Source organism: Exiguobacterium sp. OS-77, assembly GCF_000414195.2.
GTDB lineage: Bacteria > Bacillota > Bacilli > Exiguobacteriales > Exiguobacteriaceae > Exiguobacterium_A > Exiguobacterium_A indicum.
Genome location: NZ_DF239008.1, coordinates 2014779 through 2032958 on the forward strand (window position 1 = coordinate 2014779; position 18180 = coordinate 2032958).

General features: G+C 47.9%; 18 protein-coding genes. 9 read left to right on the top strand and 9 right to left on the bottom strand.

Features of this window, described 5'->3' with window-relative positions; genetic code table 11:
* Positions 1-54: 54 nt before the first annotated feature.
* Entirely contained in the window at positions 55-1293 is a 1239-nt protein-coding gene (locus EXG77_RS10430; RefSeq protein ID WP_035398099.1) for a purine/pyrimidine permease, read from the top strand.
* Between the two features lie 164 nt (positions 1294-1457).
* On the opposite strand, the gene EXG77_RS10435 is transcribed toward EXG77_RS10430, so the two are convergent.
* The 3 genes from EXG77_RS10435 to EXG77_RS10445 form a co-directional block, all read right to left on the bottom strand.
* On the bottom strand, positions 1458-2546 hold the full coding sequence (locus EXG77_RS10435; RefSeq protein WP_035398100.1) for an MBL fold metallo-hydrolase: 1089 nt from the start codon (positions 2544-2546) through the stop codon (positions 1458-1460).
* Positions 2547-2666: 120 nt separating this feature from the next.
* A complete protein-coding gene (locus EXG77_RS10440) occupies positions 2667-3128 on the bottom strand; it encodes a general stress protein (RefSeq protein ID WP_035398102.1) in 462 nt (153 codons plus the stop codon).
* Positions 3129-3253: 125 nt separating this feature from the next.
* Positions 3254-4834 (bottom strand): peptide chain release factor 3, encoded by a 1581-nt coding sequence (locus EXG77_RS10445; protein ID WP_035398104.1) that lies wholly within the window; start codon positions 4832-4834, stop codon positions 3254-3256.
* 402 nt (positions 4835-5236) lie between these two features.
* Between EXG77_RS10445 and EXG77_RS10450 the strand changes: the two genes are divergently transcribed.
* Positions 5237-6481: an MFS transporter gene (locus EXG77_RS10450; protein ID WP_023467788.1), complete on the top strand. Its 1245-nt coding sequence runs from the start codon at positions 5237-5239 to the stop codon at positions 6479-6481.
* Positions 6482-6537: 56 nt separating this feature from the next.
* Here EXG77_RS10450 and EXG77_RS10455 read toward each other — a convergent pair whose 3' ends face one another.
* Positions 6538-7335, bottom strand: coding sequence for a hypothetical protein (locus tag EXG77_RS10455; RefSeq protein ID WP_023467787.1), 798 nt, complete (start codon positions 7333-7335; stop codon positions 6538-6540).
* A gap of 140 nt (positions 7336-7475) precedes the next feature.
* Between EXG77_RS10455 and EXG77_RS10460 the strand changes: the two genes are divergently transcribed.
* The 3 genes from EXG77_RS10460 to EXG77_RS10470 all read left to right on the top strand — a co-directional run bounded on the left by EXG77_RS10460 (position 7476) and on the right by EXG77_RS10470 (position 10353).
* Positions 7476-7916 (top strand): Rrf2 family transcriptional regulator, encoded by a 441-nt coding sequence (locus EXG77_RS10460; protein ID WP_023467786.1) that lies wholly within the window; start codon positions 7476-7478, stop codon positions 7914-7916.
* A 92-nt stretch (positions 7917-8008) separates the two neighbouring features.
* Positions 8009-9022 carry a hypothetical protein gene (locus tag EXG77_RS10465; protein ID WP_023467785.1) on the top strand — a complete coding sequence of 338 codons (1014 nt, stop codon included), beginning with the start codon at positions 8009-8011 and terminating at the stop codon, positions 9020-9022.
* 26 nt (positions 9023-9048) lie between these two features.
* Positions 9049-10353, top strand: a complete 1305-nt coding sequence (locus EXG77_RS10470; RefSeq protein WP_052017174.1) for an LD-carboxypeptidase — start codon at positions 9049-9051, stop codon at positions 10351-10353.
* A 43-nt stretch (positions 10354-10396) separates the two neighbouring features.
* On the opposite strand, the gene EXG77_RS10475 is transcribed toward EXG77_RS10470, so the two are convergent.
* Positions 10397-10720, bottom strand: a complete 324-nt coding sequence (locus EXG77_RS10475; protein ID WP_023467783.1) for a hypothetical protein — start codon at positions 10718-10720, stop codon at positions 10397-10399.
* Between the two features lie 91 nt (positions 10721-10811).
* Between EXG77_RS10475 and EXG77_RS10480 the strand changes: the two genes are divergently transcribed.
* Positions 10812-11237, top strand: coding sequence for a DUF2621 family protein (locus EXG77_RS10480; protein ID WP_023467782.1), 426 nt, complete (start codon positions 10812-10814; stop codon positions 11235-11237).
* A gap of 42 nt (positions 11238-11279) precedes the next feature.
* On the opposite strand, the gene EXG77_RS10485 is transcribed toward EXG77_RS10480, so the two are convergent.
* Positions 11280-11759 carry a CcdC family protein gene (locus tag EXG77_RS10485; protein ID WP_035398107.1) on the bottom strand — a complete coding sequence of 160 codons (480 nt, stop codon included), beginning with the start codon at positions 11757-11759 and terminating at the stop codon, positions 11280-11282.
* Positions 11760-11775: 16 nt separating this feature from the next.
* Positions 11776-12474: a cytochrome c biogenesis CcdA family protein gene (locus EXG77_RS10490; RefSeq protein ID WP_023467780.1), complete on the bottom strand. Its 699-nt coding sequence runs from the start codon at positions 12472-12474 to the stop codon at positions 11776-11778.
* Between the two features lie 220 nt (positions 12475-12694).
* Here EXG77_RS10490 and EXG77_RS10495 point away from each other — a divergent pair, with 220 nt between their 5' ends.
* From EXG77_RS10495 to EXG77_RS10505, 3 genes are all read left to right on the top strand, one after another.
* The gene (locus EXG77_RS10495) at positions 12695-12889 is read left to right on the top strand and encodes an aspartyl-phosphate phosphatase Spo0E family protein (RefSeq protein ID WP_023467779.1); all 195 of its coding nucleotides are present in this window, start codon (positions 12695-12697) and stop codon (positions 12887-12889) included.
* Positions 12890-13095: 206 nt separating this feature from the next.
* The gene (locus EXG77_RS10500; RefSeq protein WP_145981739.1) at positions 13096-13383 is read left to right on the top strand and encodes a hypothetical protein; all 288 of its coding nucleotides are present in this window, start codon (positions 13096-13098) and stop codon (positions 13381-13383) included.
* 304 nt (positions 13384-13687) lie between these two features.
* The gene (locus EXG77_RS10505) at positions 13688-14572 is read left to right on the top strand and encodes an SH3 domain-containing protein (RefSeq protein WP_023467777.1); all 885 of its coding nucleotides are present in this window, start codon (positions 13688-13690) and stop codon (positions 14570-14572) included.
* Between the two features lie 57 nt (positions 14573-14629).
* On the opposite strand, the gene EXG77_RS10510 is transcribed toward EXG77_RS10505, so the two are convergent.
* Positions 14630-16393 carry an ABC transporter ATP-binding protein gene (locus tag EXG77_RS10510; RefSeq protein WP_035398112.1) on the bottom strand — a complete coding sequence of 588 codons (1764 nt, stop codon included), beginning with the start codon at positions 16391-16393 and terminating at the stop codon, positions 14630-14632.
* Positions 16383-18140 (bottom strand): ABC transporter transmembrane domain-containing protein, encoded by a 1758-nt coding sequence (locus EXG77_RS10515; protein ID WP_023467775.1) that lies wholly within the window; start codon positions 18138-18140, stop codon positions 16383-16385. The genes EXG77_RS10510 and EXG77_RS10515 overlap by 11 nt, the downstream gene beginning before the upstream one ends.
* Positions 18141-18180: the final 40 nt, after the last annotated feature.

Here is an 18180-nt window from a genome sequence, read left to right on the forward strand (position 1 = left end):
TCAATCATATGCTATGATGCAGGAATATCTGAAGTTTAAGAAAGGAGCTTTTTCATGAAACAAACGACTTCTACCTTCCAGTGGATCGTCTTTTTACTCGCGAACACGATTGCTTTACCAATCGTCGTCGCCAGTCTGTTCGACCTCTCATCAGTTGAGACTGCTGCCCTTGTCCAACGGTCGTTCTTTGTAGGCGGGATTGCCTGTTTCCTACACGGAGCCTTCGGCCACCGGCTTCCGATCGTATCGGGACCTGCCGGATCATGGGTCAGCATCTTCGTCGTCATCGCTGCACTACCGGTCGATTCAAAAACGGCCTTTACAATCGCGATGGCAGCCGTCGTCATTGCCGGCGTCGTCCTCATCATTCTCGGTTTGACAGGATGGACGAAATACTTATTACCCGTCTTTACACCGCTCGTCAGCGGAACGTTTTTGCTCTTATTATGTATTCAATTGACAGGTGTTATGCTCGGTGCCGTTCTCGCCGTCGAGGCAACACGCCTCGCCGGAATCGTCACGTTCTTGCTCGTGCTCGGACTCAGCCAATTTGGACCGAGTCGCTTACGTCCGTTTGCCTTGATGATCGGAATCATCGTCGGTTGGCTCGTCAGCCGTCCGTCGCTTCCTGCATCATCTAGTTTGTTCGCACCACCGCAAGCGCTACCGTTCGGATGGCCACAGTTTGACGGCAGTGCATTCCTTGTCGCGATTCCGTTCGCGATCTTGCTCGTCGTCAATTTAATTGCCGCTTTAAGCGCCGTCGAAGCGACGCTTCAAAAACAAGGACGTCTGCACCAAGGATTATCCATCGAAGGTGTCATTCATTTACTCGCTGCTACATTCTCGACGCTTGTCCCGGTGCCATTACCCATCACGAGCGGATTCATCGCGCAAACGGGAAGCCGGAAACGTCGCCCGTTCTTGATTGCCTCGCTCGTCATCGCACTGATCGGTTTCTTCCCAAGCTTGATCGGGATCATCGCGACATTACCGCGTAGCGTTGCGAGTGCCGCGTTGCTTGCGACATTGCCGCACATGTTCCTGATTGCCTGGCAGTCTGCGGAAAGTAACATGGAGAACAGTCGCCGCCGCCATGCGTTTGCGATCAGTGCCGTCATCGGCATCAGTATCTTGTTGCAATCGACCGTCATCGCGGAAGTCCTGCCTTTGACGCTTCGTCCGTTCCTCAGTAACGGATTACTCGTCGGAACGATGCTTGTGCTCGGTTTCGAAATCATCGAAAAAGTTCGTTCTCGTCGCGTAAAGCAAGCGGATCAATTGGCGAGCTAAATGGTATTGTACGATCGGACGATGACATCATCCTCGCTTTTCTATAAGAGTCGAGGATGAACATTTCGTCTGTTTATTCACCTAAAAAAGTAGCCTTTTCGATGTGATTCGAAAAGGCTACTTTTTTCTCATTTCATTCAATTAAAATCAAAAAGTTATTTTACTCAACGCACTTCCCGCCACCATTTTCGTGTCGTGCTCTCGGGTGTCACACTCTCCCCGATCATTGGTGTCAGAACCGGAATCTCATCGCGTTTCGCTTCCTTGAGCAACCGTTCGACCGGCTCGAACCACGCATGGAACGCGAGGATGAAGGCAGACCAGTGAATAGGCATCAGGACACGACCTTTTACATCTCGATGAGCTTGAACTGTTTGTTCCGGTAACATATGCGAATTGGACCACCGGACATCGTACTGTCCACATTCCATCATCGTCAGGTCAAACGGACCATATTGTTCGCCGATTGCTTTGAAGTGTGGACCATATCCACTATCGCCACTAAAGAAGACCTTTTGCGAGCCTTCGATGACCCATGACGCCCATAGCGTTGAAAATTGATCAAGACCATTTCGCCCTGAATAATGGCGCGACGGAGCCGCTGTCAGTTTGATGCCACCGACTTGTGTCGATTCATGCCAGTCGAGTTCCGTGATTCGCTCAGCCGAGACGCCCCATCCACGGAGACGACTCCCGACACCGAGCGGCACGATGAAGCGACCGACTCGATTTTTCAAGGCGAGGACGGATGGATAATCCAGATGATCATAATGATCATGCGAATAGACAACGACATCAATCAACGGTAGACGTTCGAGATCAACCGTCTGCGTCGTTTGAAAACGTCCTCCCCCCAGTTTCGGGAACGGTGATGGTGCGCGCCCGAGCATCGGGTCAAAGAAAATCGTTTGCCCATCGAGTTCGAGTAAAAATGCCGAATGTCCGAACCATGTGACACGTGGTGTTTCACTATCGTCTTGACGTCGCTGATACGGAAGCGTCGGTAACGCTTTGACAGGACGCAGATTCGGAATGTTTCTTCCGTAATCCTTTAAGATACTTTTCATCGAGTCCCATTCCATCTTCAACTGGAAATCCATCTCATTTTTGAACTTCCCGTCGACAAAACGATCTGATCGTTCGAAACTCAGCCGCTCTGCACGGCTTGGTCGTTTCCCGAAAACTGGGTACCGGTTAATGAACCAAGCACTGGCAAGACCAATTCCTGCTAAAGCTGTCACTATTTTTTTCATGTCTTATCACCTCTTCGATGCTCTCAGTATAGCACCTCGATTCCTCACACATCTCGCCCTACGCCTCCAGATATGAAAAAAAGTGAAGTCCACCGCAAGCGGCGCCTTCACTTCTAGGTATTAGTCGAGATCGTCCGCTTTCCACTTCGCCCGGTCGCTCTTCTCACCGTCCCCGCGGTGATTGGATTCATAGGCATTGTTCCCCGGATTTTCGACCTTGTTATCATCGTGTCGATGGTCATGATCATGGTCATGGTGATGATGGTGCTCATGGTCGTGGTCATGATCGTGATCTCGATCCTTGACGAACAATGCAAGACCGCCACGCTCGACTTCTGCGTAATGCCGTTCTGCCTCATCGTCCGAATGTCCGACACGTTTTAATGTCTCGCGGAGCGGTGGTTCTTTAGAAAATTTTGATTTGACCTGATCAATCCAACTTGCACCCGATGCTTCGTCTGCCGCGTCATCTCGACCGACGACAGAAAAATCCGAATCATGATGCCCCTGTTGTTTCAATTCCTCGATTTTTCGTTCCAGACTCGATTGATCCTGATAGATTCCAACAAACCGTTTCGCCATCACATGACACCTTCCTTTTTCATATGAATTCAAACTCGCTCTGTTTTTACCCTTGTTCGCTTGCCATCAAACGAGATTTCAGGAACGAAAAAACGGACTACTTCGAAAAGTAGTCCGTCAAAAACTTAGAGTTGTTGCGGTGAATCGACCAATGTGATCGTTCCTTCGTTCTTCTGAACGAATCGCTCGTAGACGAAATCATTCGCAAATAATAGAACAGCATTTTCCCAACGGTCGTAGACGAGAACCGTCCGTGAATCCGTCAATTGTTTGACGGCAGTGACTTCAGCTGGCTTGATCCATTTCGCGACTTGGAAGTTCGCAGCATCCTTCAAGATGTCAACGCCATACTCGCCTTTGAGCCGGTGCTCGAAGACTTCGAATTGGAGTTGTCCGATTGCTCCGAGGATGATTTCGTTGTATTCCGTCTTGTAGACCTGGATCGCACCTTCTTGCGCGAGCTGTTCGACACCTTTTTGGAACTGTTTCGACTTCAAGGCGTTTTTCGTGTAGACCTTCAAGAAGAGTTCTGGTGCGAACGTTGGTAGTGCTTCATATTGCAATGATGGATCACCGTTCGTGATTGTATCACCGATTTGATAGTTGCCTGAATCGTACAACCCGATGACGTCTCCTGCGAACGCTTCATTGACCGTTTCCCGCTCATCCGCCATGAATTGTGTCGATTGAGATAACTTCATCTTCTTGCCTGTCCGTGTCAGGACGACGTCCATTCCACGATCAAATTTACCCGTACAAATACGGACGAACGCAATCCGGTCACGGTGGTTCGGGTTCATGTTCGCTTGAATCTTGAAGACGAAACCGCTGAAGAAGTCTTGTGCCGGCTCGACTTTCCCTTTGTTCGACTCGCGTGGTGTCGGTGAAGGAGACAAGTTCAAGTAATGTTCAAGAAGTGGTGTGACACCAAAATCGACGAGTGCTGATCCGAAGAAGACTGGAGTCAGTTCACCTTTTGCGATCAATTCTTCATCATATTCGTTACCTGCGCCGTCGAGTAAGTCGACTTCATCCATCAACGTCTCATACATTTCCGAGTTGATCGTCGTCGCGAGTTCTTCGTTCGCGAGACCTTCCTCACCGAGTTCGATCGACTTACGATCGTTCTTGAAACAATGGAATTGTCCTTTGACACGGTCATAGACCCCTTCGAACTGTTGACCTGAACCAGCTGGCCACGTCACAGCAACAGACGGAATACCGAGGACTTCTTCGAGTTCTTCCATCAATTCGAGTGGGTCACGCGCTTGACGGTCCATCTTATTGATGAACGTAAAGATTGGAATCCCGCGCATCCGACAAACTTGGAACAGTTTCTTCGTTTGCGACTCGATCCCTTTCGCTGCATCGATGACCATGATTGCTGAGTCAACCGCTGTCAGGATCCGATACGTATCTTCACCGAAGTCCGAGTGACCTGGTGTATCCATGATTGAGACGATCTTTTTATCGTATTCGAATTGCATGACCGAAGACGTAACAGAGATTCCGCGTTGTTTTTCGATTTCCATCCAGTCGGATTTCGCAAATTTCGAGTTTTTCCGTGCCTTGACAGAACCTGCCTCACGGATTGCCCCTCCGTGCAGGAGGAATTTTTCAGTTAATGTCGTCTTACCCGCATCCGGGTGGGAGATGATGCCGAAAATCCGACGCTTTTCGACTTCCGTTTGTAGAATGTTTGTCATGTATGGTAGTTCCTTTCACCGATATATTCAAAAGTCCGATCAATCTTTTTCGCAACTAGTCTATCATACCGAATTTTCAAGGTCTCGTCCATTTCACTTCATTGACTCAATTTTCAGATTTAAAGTTGACAATTCATCACGATCTTCTTTACGATGACTAGGAAGTTTACTATTACAGAAGGAGGAGACGTACAATGGTATTCCATCAAGCCCGGACATCTGTCCACACTGTCTTTGTATCGGCTACAACTGTACGTCACCCAATCGTTTAATTTTTAATTAAGCAGGGTGTGCGTATGCGTATACGTACATGCTGCCCTCTTATATTAGGACGGGTATGCCCATATTTGTGCGTATCCGTCTTTTCTATTGTCTAAAAACGGAATATAAGGGGTTTTCACTATGTTTAACGCACTCAAACAGCTTGATCGCAACATCTGGATCCGGTTCGTCGGGGAAACGATCACGGGGATCATGATGTTCATGATTGCACCATTTTTAGTTCTTTATTATGCGGATCGACTCGATTCCTACTTCTTGGTCGGTGTCATCATGGCGACCGGACCGATCATGTCGCTCGTCGGTGCCGTCCTCGGTGGTCACTTCGCCGATAAATTCGGTCGAAAACCACTGATGGTCCTCTCGATCATCGGTGACGTCATCGCACTAATCGGTTTTTCGTTCGCTGATTCATTCGGACCACTTCTCGCTTTGAACGCGCTGCTCGGTTTATCGAGTTCACTGTTCCATCCGGCGGCAAGCGCGATGGTCGCTGACGTCACACCACCAGAACGCCTGAACGAATCGTTCGGCCTGCTACGGATGGGACATAACGTCGGGGCCGCATTCGGTCCACTTCTCGGAAGTGCGGTCCTATTCGTCGACCGTTCACTCATCTTCTACTCTGCCGCTTTCGTCTTTTTCCTGTACGGACTCGTTCTCTACTTCTTCATCGAAGAGACGAAACCGGAGTATATCGAAAAGACGGACGAAGTCAAAGTATCACCGCTCACTGTATTGCGGAAGGATCATGTCTTTTTAATCTTCATCGGGGCGGGTGTCTTCATCTCGATGGGATTTGCCCTCGTCGAGAGTATGTTACCGGTCTTCTTAAAGGAAGCACTGCCGGGACTACCGACGAAACAAAATCCGTTTCCTTACTTGATGGCACTGAACGGAATCATGGTCGTCTTGTTCCAGTTCCCGATCGCTGCTCGCTTGTCCGGCAAGGCATTCGGAAAAGTCATGTTGCTCGGCGCCTCGATTTTCGGGATCGGCATGATTTTTCTCGCATTCGTGCCGTCTTACCTGTTCTCACTCGGAACGAGTTATGTCGTGCTCGTGACGGTATTGCTTGCGATTTATGCGTTCTATACGCTCGGTGAGATGATCATGTCTCCTGTGCAGATGACGTTCATCGCTTTGATCGCACCAGAACATCTCCGCGGAACGTACAACGGTGCTGCGAGTCTCCAGTGGTTGATTGGCGGCGTCACCGCACCGCTTCTCGGATCGTTATTCCTTGATACCGGAAAAGGTGACTTTGCGCTCGGATTCGTCGGACTGCTCTGTTGTGTCTCAGGTGGGGTCTATCTCGCACTCGACCGGTCGATTCAACGTGCGAAACGCTTAACGAAATCAGCTTAAAAAAGCGATGTGTCATGCTCCGACTTTTGTCAGAGCGTTACACATCGCTTTTCTCGTTAAGAGGGTAATTGATTTGCCGCTACGAACGGACCGAACAGGACCGGTAACGGATCGAGTCGTTGCTGGATTTCTTCAATGAAATTCGTCGATCCACTGACGAAGACAATCGGATCATTCGCCGTGATCATCGTCAAGAATTCGTGCATCTGTTGTTCCCATCCTTCTTGACGAATGTGATGAACGACCATCCCTTTCGTCGTCAAGGATACGACATTCGCTAACATTCGTTCTGCCAGTTCCTCAGCTGAGACATGTAACAATGTCGTTTTTCGACCACTCAAGAGCGCGTGCCTGGCTTCATCGATGACGGCTCCGAGATGATGTTCTTCTGCGATCAACAAAATATCTTGTTGACGCCAATTTTCAGCATGACGGTATTTACAAAAATGGCGGCACGTATCGACGAGTTGATGGTGAACAATTGCCCATGCTTGAAGTAAAGGTGCATCTTCTTTAAGGTCATATTCGATTTGAATAGCTTGAAGAATTTCACGACTGATGATGTCCGGGTACGTCAGCAGAAACGATTTCGTCTGATCGATTTCATTCAGCAAAATCAATTTAAACAGTTCACTCGATTCGTGCTGGTTGGTAATCTGGTTCAGTAATTGACTCAGGCGTAAAATCCGTAATGCGCGAGTTCCGTCCTGAGCTCCTGCTTCTCGAAGCGCGCGCAATTCTTCTTCGTACGTCGCCTCGAGCGAGTCATAGAAGCGCGTCGCGATCCGCAATCCCTTTTGCTCCATCGATGGACCGAGCTGTTGCAAAAGGTGTAATGCCTGATCGAAATGCATAATTTAACCTACCTTTCACCGTCCATTATGCGTGAATCCACTCTCAAAAACAATCTCTAAAATGCATCTTATTTTTTGCACATTGAAAGTTGTAAATGCTTGCGTCCCCCCCTAGTATGTGTGTTAAGTAGGTGATGAAAATGCGCATGACACGTTATACGGATTACGCGATTCGGTCCCTGCTGTTCGCAGCAGCTCATCCCGATCGTTTAGTCCGAATCCAGGAAGTAGCGGATTGTTACGACATTTCTAAGAATCATTTGATGAAAGTAGTCTATCGTTTAGGACAGAGTGGTCTGATTGAATCTGTCCGTGGTCGTGGAGGTGGTTTTCGATTAGCGAGCCCTCCGGATGCAATTCATATCGGTGACGTCGTACAACTGTTTGAACCAACCGTTCATTTTCTCGATCCGCAAGAAGGCATTCACGAGATTCCTTCGCTCAATCCAGCACGTGATGCTTTCGATGATGCCATTGCGGCGTTCCATCAAGTACTCAATGGTTACACAGTACATGATTTGCTACATCCGACAGCTGAAACTCATCCACAAATACTTGAAATGATTCCGAACCGCGATTGAGCGGGTTCGGAATCTTTTTTTATTCCGTCCTCGCTCAATTGCGATTTCTCAAAACGCTCGTGGTATACTTATATAAGAAAGGAGGGGTACAGATGAACCCTCAAGAAGAACTCCATCTCTTATATCTTCGTTTAAAGGAAGAAGAACCCTCCGTTGCACGCGGTGAGGCCTTATGGGCCATCTTTGAGGAAACAGCTGATGATTCACTCCGCTTCCTCTCCTTATGGACATTTTCACAAAATCAATTTGATTTAGGACACTTCCGATCGTTTCTTGTGTCCTTCACGCTCTTGATGGAATGGATCCGAAAAGATGAGATGACACTGACTCCAAAACAAGAACTTGATTTGTACTGGAACTACAAGTCCTACTTGATCTATATGGCAGAACAAGAAGACGTGACGGTCTCGCTTCTCGAAGAAGATCTCGATCGCTTCATCGATTTCTGTGACGCGCATGGCTTTATTCGGACGCGCGACTATATCAGCTTCATGGTCTATAGCAAACTCGGTGATGAGGAACAAGCCGATCATTATCTATCGGAATGGGTTGACGCGCCAAGTGACGAACTTAGTGATTGCCCATCCTGCGAAGCATTTAGCCGGATGACGTATGCGATCGAACGTGGCTTCGAAGATCGTGCCTTGTTACTTTATGCAGCACTTCGGCATGAACGGGGTTGTTCACGGATGCCGGATCAGGCACATCCATACATCCTACCGTTGTTCCTTAGTCGCAAAAAAGAACGCTTCGATTGGAGTGAACGCTTGATCGAAGAAGTCAAACGGGGTGAAACCCTCTTTACAGGTGGCGACGAGCCGTACCACCTATATGCGAAGATGTATTACGATACGAACTATACCTGGTCGATGGAAGAGAAAAAACAATTGATTCCATTCTTGACTGATCGTGGGTATCTTCAGTTCTTACTCGCTCACTATGCGTTCGCCCATCGTCAATCTCTTGGTGAGGAAGCGTCGTATCTCGCAGCGCTTCGGACGAATCTCTATGAGATCGCACAATCTCTCGATCGCCGGATCGAAGGTGTCTTCTACTTGAACCTCGTCGAACGTGAACTGAAACGGATCACTCAGTTCGTTGCCTGAATCTAATTCGTAAAGGAAGTGTCTTCATGTTAGATCATGTCCAGCTCGCTATGCCGAAAAACGAAGAAGATCGCGCCCGTGCATTTTATGCCGGGCTTTTACATATGAAGGAAGTCGAAAAACCGACTGGTGTTCAAGCCAGTGGTGGTGTCTGGTTCGAAGAACATGGTGCAGCACTTCATCTCGGCATCGAGGATCCCTTCTCCCCTGCTAAAAAAGCGCATCCTGGATTAACCGTCGCTGCGTTCGAAGCCTTGAGCGATTCTCTTCAAGCTGCCGGTTATCCGGTTGAGCATGACACACGCCTTGCGCCACGTCGTCGTTTCTTCACAACCGATCCATTCGGTAACCGTTTAGAGATCATCGCTGCCCACCTGCCGACGTTAACGCCAAAGAAGTTGACGGATGGTTCTCATGTCCGCTTAATCGCACCAGCCTCCAGCCTCTCAACGGTCGAGATAAAGATCATCGATGGTGCGATCCAAACGCTCGAATCGCTCGGATTACGTGTCTCGATCAGTCAACATGCGCGTGCCGTCAATCCGTTCGGTTCCAGTGATCCTGAGTTACGCGTCGCAGACCTCCATGCCGCGTTCGCTGATCCGAACGTTGATGCGATCCTGTGCGTTCGCGGTGGGTTCAGCACGAATGAACTTGTCGACTTACTCGACTACGAATTGATTCGGACACATCCGAAAATCCTGTGTGGCTTCTCCGATATCACAGCACTCAGTCACGCCATTCTAACGAACACTGGATTAATCACTTACTCCGGACCGATGTTACGGGCCTTCCGGGACCGCGACGCCTATACGATCGATTACTTCAAGCAAGTGTTGTTCGGAACAGAACCCGTTACGATCAAGCCTTCAGTCCATTGGCGTGATACCGATCGTGGACATATCATTACGTTACCAAACAAAGGTCCACTTCTCTTATCTCCGGGACAAGCAAGTGGTCGACTGCTCGGTGGGAATCTTTGTACGTTAAATCTCCTGCAAGGTACACCGCACTTCCCTGATTTACGGGATACGATTTTATTCCTTGAAGATGATTACGAAGTCCATCCAGCGACGTTCGCCCGTGATTTCGCCTCTTTGATGGCACAACCAGGCGCGGAAACGATTCGTGGGATCGTCTTTGGACGCTTCCAACTCACAACGAAGATGACGGAAGAGCATCTGCGATATCTGATCTCACTCTATCCATTCCTAGAGCACGTACCGGTTCTTGCGAATGTCGACTTCGGACATACGAGTCCTTTGTTCACGTTCCCGATTGGTGGTCAGGTGGAACTGCATGACGAGGTCATCCGACTTCATATTTCTTGAATATCAAAAGAAGGAGACGCGGCAATCCGCATCTCCTTCTTTTTTAATAGTCGAGCAATCTCGAAGCGTCGATTTGACGTTTCGACCCATCCGCGAACATCTCAAGTGTCGCAAAAATCTGGTCATTTGCCCATTCATAGTGAAGTAACGTGAAGTCTTCGAGTGTCGAAACCGTCTTGAACGTTTTCCCGACCGTAAACGCACGCTTCCGGCTCGCATCTTCTGCCGGAACGGTGACGAAGATCACCGTGATCTCTTCACCCTTCGTATCATAATAGAATTCAACGATCCGACCGTCCGCTGTTTCAGGTAAAACACCTTTACGGGGCTGTCCGGTCTCGTCCAATTGTACGTATGGTTGCAGCATTCTTTCGCCTCACTTTCTCCGTCATTCATCATAGCACGTCCACCTGATTTATGCTAATCTATATTTGATGTGAAAGGGGGATGAGTCGCGCATGGAATGGTTCATGAACGGGATTCTGCTCTGGGGCTTTATCATGATCACACTCATGGCAATTGGCGGGTTTTTCATGTTCCGGAAGTTCCTCAAGAAGTTACCGAAAGAAGACGGTAAATCGATGATGGACTGGGAAGATGAGTACATCGACCAAACACGACATCTTTGGACGGATGAGACGATGGAATTGTTGAACGCTCTCGTCATGCCGGTTCCATCGGCATTTCGTGATGTCGCACGCCGCAAGATTGCCGGGCGGATCGGACAGTTCGCACTTGAAGAACGGGCGACAGAGATGACATCCGAACTGGTCGTCAAAGGATATATTTCTGCGACACCGAAACGCGATCATAAATTCTTGAAAAAAGCACTAACGGAGCACGCCATCGACTGGCGAGACTACGCATTATACTTCCAAAATTGAAGGATGCACGAAAAACCGCCGAAGTCGCCTTCAGCGGTTTTTTTAGTGAGGTAAGTGCGCAACCGGCACGGTGCCCGACTTGACTCGTTTGTATTTCATATACATCGCGAAGCGCCACGGTGCAATCATTCCGAAGGCAACGAGATAAAAAATCCCACCCGTTTCGAAGATATCGATCTGTCCGCCGATGAAAAATTTCGCAACCGTCCGAACGAGTAAGATGCCGAATAAGACGATGAAAAATGCTTTCGAACGTTGCAAATAAATTTGTCCTTCCGCTTCATAAAAATTGGATGTCTTGATCAAAAAGATACTGAAGATGGCTCCAACGAGCAATGCTTCTGCTACCTCCGTCCATGTCAGACGGGATGCTGGGTATAAAAACTGTAGCATCCCCGTCGACATCGCAAAGGGCGGGATCAAGATTTTTTTAGCATTCGTCGGTTTTGCTGATGCCTTCACACGAATGAAGCTGATCAGCAATCCCATGACGAGCGCTACCCCAGTTGATATCCAAATCATCCGATCACTTCCTTGATTAAAATCCAGTGAATCCGACGATGTCACTCATCCATGCTGCGAATTTACTCAAGCCATCAAAATACAGCATGACTCCGAACACCATCATCAAGGCTCCCCCGAATTTCGTTAATTTCAGACTATACTGCACGAACAAGCGCGAACGACCGACGAAGAACGCCATCAATAAGAACGGAATCGAGAAGCCAAGGACATACGCGAGCATGTAGAACATGCCTTGACTCGGATTGGTCGCAGCTAATCCGATGACTCCTGCGAGAATCGGACCTGTACACGGTGTCCAACCGGCTGCAAAACCGATTCCGACGAGTACCGTCCCGACGTATCCTCCTTTTCGTTCCCCGAGATTCAGTTTCTTTTCACGCATCAAGAATGTTGGTTGCCATAATCCGACGAGAACAATCCCAAATACGAAGATGACGAGTGCCCCAACCATCCGTAACGTATCTCGATATGTGATAAAGACATCTGCGAACAACGATGTCGATAAACCGAGTACAACGAATACCATCGCAAAACCAACGAGGAACGCTAACGTATGAAACAAGGATCGCTTTTCTCGTACGCCCCGTTCTTTTAAATCCGTTACCGACACGCCTGTGATGTATGAGAGAAACACAGGATACAGTGGTAGCGTACATGGAGAGACGAAAGATAATAATCCTGCTCCAAACGCTAACCATAATGAGAGCTCCATATGAGCATCCCCTTTCTTTACTACTATAGAAGAAGTTCCTCCTCTATTTTGCCAAACTCCTCTGCATTTAGCACCTATTATCTCACAGAAAGTTGCAAAAGATTCGTGTCCGCCAAAATTACAAAAAAATTACATTTCATCGATTTTACTGAAATCTCATTGCACCTCGTAAATGGACTTGCTAGAATATGGATACGACACCAATGTAAGGGAGACTGCTATGACGACACAACAACTATTGACGTTAGCCATCGAAGCCAAACGTAGCGAACTATATCATCAAGCTGACCAGTCCAGCTTCACCTCCCCGCGTGTTCTACAACTTAGCCATGAACTTGATGTCCTGCTTTTAGAATATTCACGGACTGTCCAAAACTATACCATTCACGGTTCGAATGAACCGCTATTATCTTAAATGTACGGTCTGGTCAGCATTCGAGTGCGAATGCTGACTTTTTTATGGCTTCTTATTTCTGATGGGGTGCTTGACGTCCGCTCTTACATTCATTTCTAGCTCTCGTCCCCTTTATATACCTGACGATCTCCCTCAATTATACGTACATGAAGTCGAAGCGGTTGAAATACGTCTCATTGAAGCGAGGACAATTCACGATACCTTACTTGTCTACGATCGATGGTGCCGATCAGTGGGAGTTCATAATTTATCTACAACGTCATATGGAAGAAGGAGATGTCCTCGAGCTGCTCTATATCGAAAATCAAAATGACAGCATGCATGACCATCTACCGTCCACTCCACTACTAGAGCCGATTGAAATCAATATTCGCCAGCGAACGTACCAAACGATTCACGGCACGTTTCAACTTTCCGCTAACGATTGGATGCAGGAATTGTATCATCGTTCTTACCTGACAGCGGTCGGCGTGACGACGATCGTCAAGTATTGATCTACGTATCATCCGTTTCACTTTTTCATCATCAGACGATAGAAGGATTCAACACTTTCTATCTTTAAGGCTTTTTTCTGTTGAATTGTGCGAATTTTTTATATTCAGTAAGCCAAAATACCTATAAACGTCCGTTTTTCATAATCAGTATGTCCTATCGATGACAAAAACCGTCCTTTTGCAATCTTGTTGTCACAAAAGCTCGGTTTGTAACTCGAATGACATTGACCTGTAAACGCACAGGTCAGATTTGCCGTGTAAAGTAGGAACAGTAAACACAGCATATGTCAGGAGGACATCAATAATGAAAAAAGCAGTTTTCGCTGCCGGTCTTGCAGCAACAGCTCTATCAGTAGGATTTGCCCAAGAGACAGAGGCTGCCTCAGAAACGGTAACAGTAAATACACCAGTACTCAACGTACGCACAGCACCTACAACTGCATCAGCAGACGTAGGCAATGTATATAAAGGTCAAACATTAAATGTCGAAGGACGTTCTGGCGCATGGATCAAAACAACAGTTAACGGTCAAAAACGTTATGTCCATGGTGCGTATACGTCTGCAGCAGGCTCATTCGACTTTAAAAAAGCGACAGTTACTACGGCAGTACTAAACGTCCGCACACAACCAACGACAAGCTCGAAAGATGTCGGTAACCTCTACAAAGGCGAAAAAGTCAACGTAGAAGGTAAAGTTGGTGCATGGATCAAAACAACAATCGATGGTAAAACGCGCTACGTACACAGCGACTATACTTCACTCGCTGGCGTATCGAAAGCACCAGCAGCAAAAGCACAACCGGCTGCGAAGCCAGCACCAAAAGCAGCAGCTAAACCAGCTACTGCAACAAAACAATCAACACCTGCAAAATCAGGTACGAAAGTGACGATGAACGTCAGTGCTTACACGAACGACCCATCTAACAACGGTAGCCAACTCTACAACGGTCGTGCGTTGACAGCAAGCGGTTATGACGTTACAAATACGATCACGTACAATGGTATGCGTATCGTAGCAGCTTCTTCACAATACCCAATCGGTACACGTATGCACATCGAAGGCATTGGTGAAGCAATCGTACTCGACCGTGGTGGCGCAATCCAAGGTAACAAACTTGACCTTCTCGTTGGTTCACAACAAGAAGCACTCAACTGGGGACGCCAAAACGTTACAGTTACAGTCTACTAATCAAAACAAACAACCTGCCGGGCGAGATCGCCTGGCAGGCTTTTTTTGTCTATTTTTTTAAGAAACCGTGACATGACCGGATTGCAACTGATACATCTTCTTATACAGACCATCTTGTGCGATCAATTCTTGGTGATTTCCTTGCTCGATCACTTCCCCTTGATGCAATACAAGAATCAAATCTGCATCTTGAATTGTCGATAGACGATGGGCAATAGCAATCGTCGTCCGCCCTTGACGCATCCGTTCAAGTGCGACTTGCACTTTCTCCTCTGTCTCCGTATCGATCGAACTCGTCGCTTCATCAAGGATCAGGATTTTCGGATCCCGCGCCATCGTGCGTGCGAAGGAGATTAACTGACGTTCCCCAGCTGAGAACGTCGCCCCCCGTTCCGCAACGGGACTGTCATATTGCTGATCCAGTTGATTGATGAATCCGTCCGCTTGTACGAATTTAGCAGCTGCTTCGACACGATCAAAGGAAATCGAACTATCGAATAATCGAATGTTGTCCGCGACCGTTCCCGTGAACAAGAATGAATCCTGCAACACGAGTCCGACATGCTGTCGTAGTTCTTCTTCTGATAACTGCTCAAGCGGTTGACCATCGATCAAAATCCGACCCGATTGGTATGCGTAAAAGCGCATCAAGATATTGATGATTGAACTTTTTCCACTTCCCGTATGACCAACGAGGGCAATCGTCTGTCCTTTTTTCGCCTCGAACGAAATTCCTTTCAAGACATCTTTCTCTCCGTCATAACTAAAGCGCACGTCTTCAAAGACGATATGTCCTTCCGATACTCGTGCATCTCCTTCGAGTTGTTTCGTTGGTTCCGGCTCATCCGTATCGAGGACCTTGAACACACGGTCTGCTGAGACGACAGCTTGTTGGAACTCGGACAACCGTTGCATGATTTGCTGAACCGGTTGGAAAATCCGCTCCATGTAGCTGATGAAGGCATAGACGACACCGACTTGGACCGTTTGCGAGAACGATAGGACACCGAAATATGTTACGAGTGTTGCGATCGAAACCGCCAGTAACAATTCAATGATTGGTCGCAGTAACCAACTATCGAGCTTCAAGTTCTTATAACGTCCATTTTGGTGGGCGACGTTCGTCTCCTCGAACTCTGCCATTAAGCGTTTTTCTTGGCGGAATTGTTGGATGATTGCCATCCCGTTGATCGATTCGTTCAGTTGGGCATTGATTTTCGATAGTAAATCGCGGACTTCCGCGTAATACTTCGTCGAATACTTCCGGTAAATCCAAATGATGAAATAAAACAGCGGTAACAATAGTAACGCAATCGTCGCGAGTCGCGGCTCTAGCAGATAGAGGAAGATATATGTTCCAATCAACTGAACGCCGCTTTGCACGAATGTCGACAGGACACCGATGTAGAGCTCCTTGATCGCTTCCGTATCGTTCGTGATCCGGGACACGAGCACTCCAGCAGGCGTCCGGTCAAAATAGGCAAGCCGTAAGTGCATGACGTGCCGGAACACATCAATCCGTAAGCGTTGAATGACTTGCAAGGCAATCTTTTGGAATTCGAACGCCTGTAAGTAATCGACGATGATCCCTGTCGTATGCAGTAACAAGTACGCTGTAAACAAAAGTGCGACTTCCTGTACGGGATATGTACCCGGTGCGACGTATTCATCAATGAAAATCTTGACGAGATACGGTCCCCCGAGTTTTGCCGCTGTCGTAATGAACAGCAGGATGAAGGCGATACTGACCTGTTTTTTGAACGGTTTGACGAAATCAAGTAATCGTTTCAGGACGGCTTTTTCATTGATATCATGATTCATTAGAACGCCCTCCTTGTTCGACGAGTGATTCTAGTTGCTGACGATCGTACGTCTCTTTATACCAACCGTCATGAGCGAGTAACTGCTCATGTGTGCCTCGCTCGATGATCCGACCGTCTTCAAGGACGATGATCTCATCGGTATGTGACACAGCCGACAGGCGATGAGCAACGATGATTTGTGCCTGATCGTGATCCGCCGTGCGGAAGTGGTGGATGATCGCTTCCTCAGTTTTGGCATCAACCGCAGATAAGGCATCATCGAGCACTAAAATCGGACAGTCTGCTAGTAATGCCCGAGCAATCGAGATCCGTTGTTTTTGACCGCCGGATAACGTCACCCCACGCTCCCCGACCATCGTCGCATACCCTTCCTTAAATCCAAGAATATCATCATGAACCGCTGCGATCCGAGCTGCTTCCATGATGTCTTCCATTGATGCATCCGGTTTTGCAAAGGCAATATTATCAGCAATCGACGCGGAGAATAAGAAATGATCCTGTGGAACGATCGCCACTTGACGACGGACGGTGTCACGCGTCAATTGTTTGATGTCTCGTCCACCAATCGTGATGGCGCCTTGTTTGACGTCGTATTCGCGAGACAATAAGCGAACGAACGTCGATTTCCCAGCACCTGTCTTCCCGACGATTCCGAGCGATTTACCGGGCTTCAACGTCACATCGATGTCTTGTAAGACCGGTTGCGTATCATAGATGAAACGCTCAATCCCAACGTGGAGTTCAGGTGAGGAAACACTTGTTGCTGCTTCTTTCGCATCTTTAATTTCCGGTTCGATCGCAAGCATTCGCTCGATCCGATCGTAGGAAGCACGACCACGTTCGACAATGTTGAACAACCAACCGAAGGCAAGCATTGGCCATGTCAATAAACCAAGATATGTAGTGAATGAGACGATGTCACCAATTCGGATTTCACCTTGTTGTAACAGATATGCACCATATCCGACAGCGATGATGTACGATAGACCGACTAATCCAAAAATCGTCGGATCAAATAATGCATCGATTTTTGCGACACGACGGTTCTTTTGGACGACGTCATCCGATAGATCCGTAAACGTCTGCACGTCAGATTCCACTTCCCCTGTTGCTTTTAAGACGCGGACACCACTAATACTTTCCGCGACCTTGTCATTCAAATCGGAGAATGCTTCCTGCGCGTCGTGAAAACGCGAATGTAACATTTTCCCGTAGCGTGACGTCAAGTAGACCATCAGCGGCATCGGTAGAAGTGATACGAGCGTCAATTTCCAACTGATCGTCGTGACCATCGTGATGATGACAAAGCTCCCCATCGTCACCGAGTCGACGAGCGTGAGAATACCGGCACCTGCTGTCATCGATACCGCCTGTACGTCGTTCGTCGCATGCGCCATCAAGTCCCCGCTCCGATATTTCTTATAGAACGATTGATCCAAATCTGAAAAATGTCCATACAGTTGGCTGCGCAATAATCGACCGAGACGAATCGATGCTCCAAAGATATAGAAGCGCCAAAAATAACGAATGATATATGTCGCGACCCCGATGAGCAACAACGTACCTGCGAGACGAATCAAATCATCTTTCGTCAAGCTTCCCTCACTCAGACCGTTGACCGTCGTCCCGATGATTTTTGGCGGAATCAACTCTAACGCCGCTACAAAAATCAAACTGACGACCCCAAGACTATACGCTTTCCATTCTCGCCGGAAAAACCAACCGAGTTTCCTGAAGACTCCCATTCAAGTCTCCCCCCTTTTTTAAATCCTATGATTATTTGAA

Bases quoted from the DNA above. Each gene is read 5' to 3' on its own strand.
- EXG77_RS10440 (WP_035398102.1), bottom strand. From the start codon at position 3,128: ATGGCGAAACGGTTTGTTGGAATCTATCAGGATCAATCGAGTCTGGAA.
- EXG77_RS10490 (WP_023467780.1), bottom strand. From the start codon at position 12,474: ATGGAGCTCTCATTATGGTTAGCGTTTGGAGCAGGATTATTATCTTTC.
- EXG77_RS10485 (WP_035398107.1), bottom strand. From the start codon at position 11,759: ATGATTTGGATATCAACTGGGGTAGCGCTCGTCATGGGATTGCTGATC.
- EXG77_RS10470 (WP_052017174.1), top strand. From the start codon at position 9,049: ATGTTAGATCATGTCCAGCTCGCTATGCCGAAAAACGAAGAAGATCGC.
- EXG77_RS10465 (WP_023467785.1), top strand. From the start codon at position 8,009: ATGAACCCTCAAGAAGAACTCCATCTCTTATATCTTCGTTTAAAGGAA.
- EXG77_RS10455 (WP_023467787.1), bottom strand. From the start codon at position 7,335: ATGCATTTCGATCAGGCATTACACCTTTTGCAACAGCTCGGTCCATCG.
- EXG77_RS10475 (WP_023467783.1), bottom strand. From the start codon at position 10,720: ATGCTGCAACCATACGTACAATTGGACGAGACCGGACAGCCCCGTAAA.
- EXG77_RS10510 (WP_035398112.1), bottom strand. From the start codon at position 16,393: ATGAATCATGATATCAATGAAAAAGCCGTCCTGAAACGATTACTTGAT.
- EXG77_RS10515 (WP_023467775.1), bottom strand. From the start codon at position 18,140: ATGGGAGTCTTCAGGAAACTCGGTTGGTTTTTCCGGCGAGAATGGAAA.
- EXG77_RS10505 (WP_023467777.1), top strand. From the start codon at position 13,688: ATGAAAAAAGCAGTTTTCGCTGCCGGTCTTGCAGCAACAGCTCTATCA.
- EXG77_RS10435 (WP_035398100.1), bottom strand. From the start codon at position 2,546: ATGAAAAAAATAGTGACAGCTTTAGCAGGAATTGGTCTTGCCAGTGCT.
- EXG77_RS10495 (WP_023467779.1), top strand. From the start codon at position 12,695: ATGACGACACAACAACTATTGACGTTAGCCATCGAAGCCAAACGTAGC.
- EXG77_RS10450 (WP_023467788.1), top strand. From the start codon at position 5,237: ATGTTTAACGCACTCAAACAGCTTGATCGCAACATCTGGATCCGGTTC.
- EXG77_RS10430 (WP_035398099.1), top strand. From the start codon at position 55: ATGAAACAAACGACTTCTACCTTCCAGTGGATCGTCTTTTTACTCGCG.
- EXG77_RS10460 (WP_023467786.1), top strand. From the start codon at position 7,476: ATGCGCATGACACGTTATACGGATTACGCGATTCGGTCCCTGCTGTTC.
- EXG77_RS10480 (WP_023467782.1), top strand. From the start codon at position 10,812: ATGGAATGGTTCATGAACGGGATTCTGCTCTGGGGCTTTATCATGATC.
- EXG77_RS10445 (WP_035398104.1), bottom strand. From the start codon at position 4,834: ATGACAAACATTCTACAAACGGAAGTCGAAAAGCGTCGGATTTTCGGC.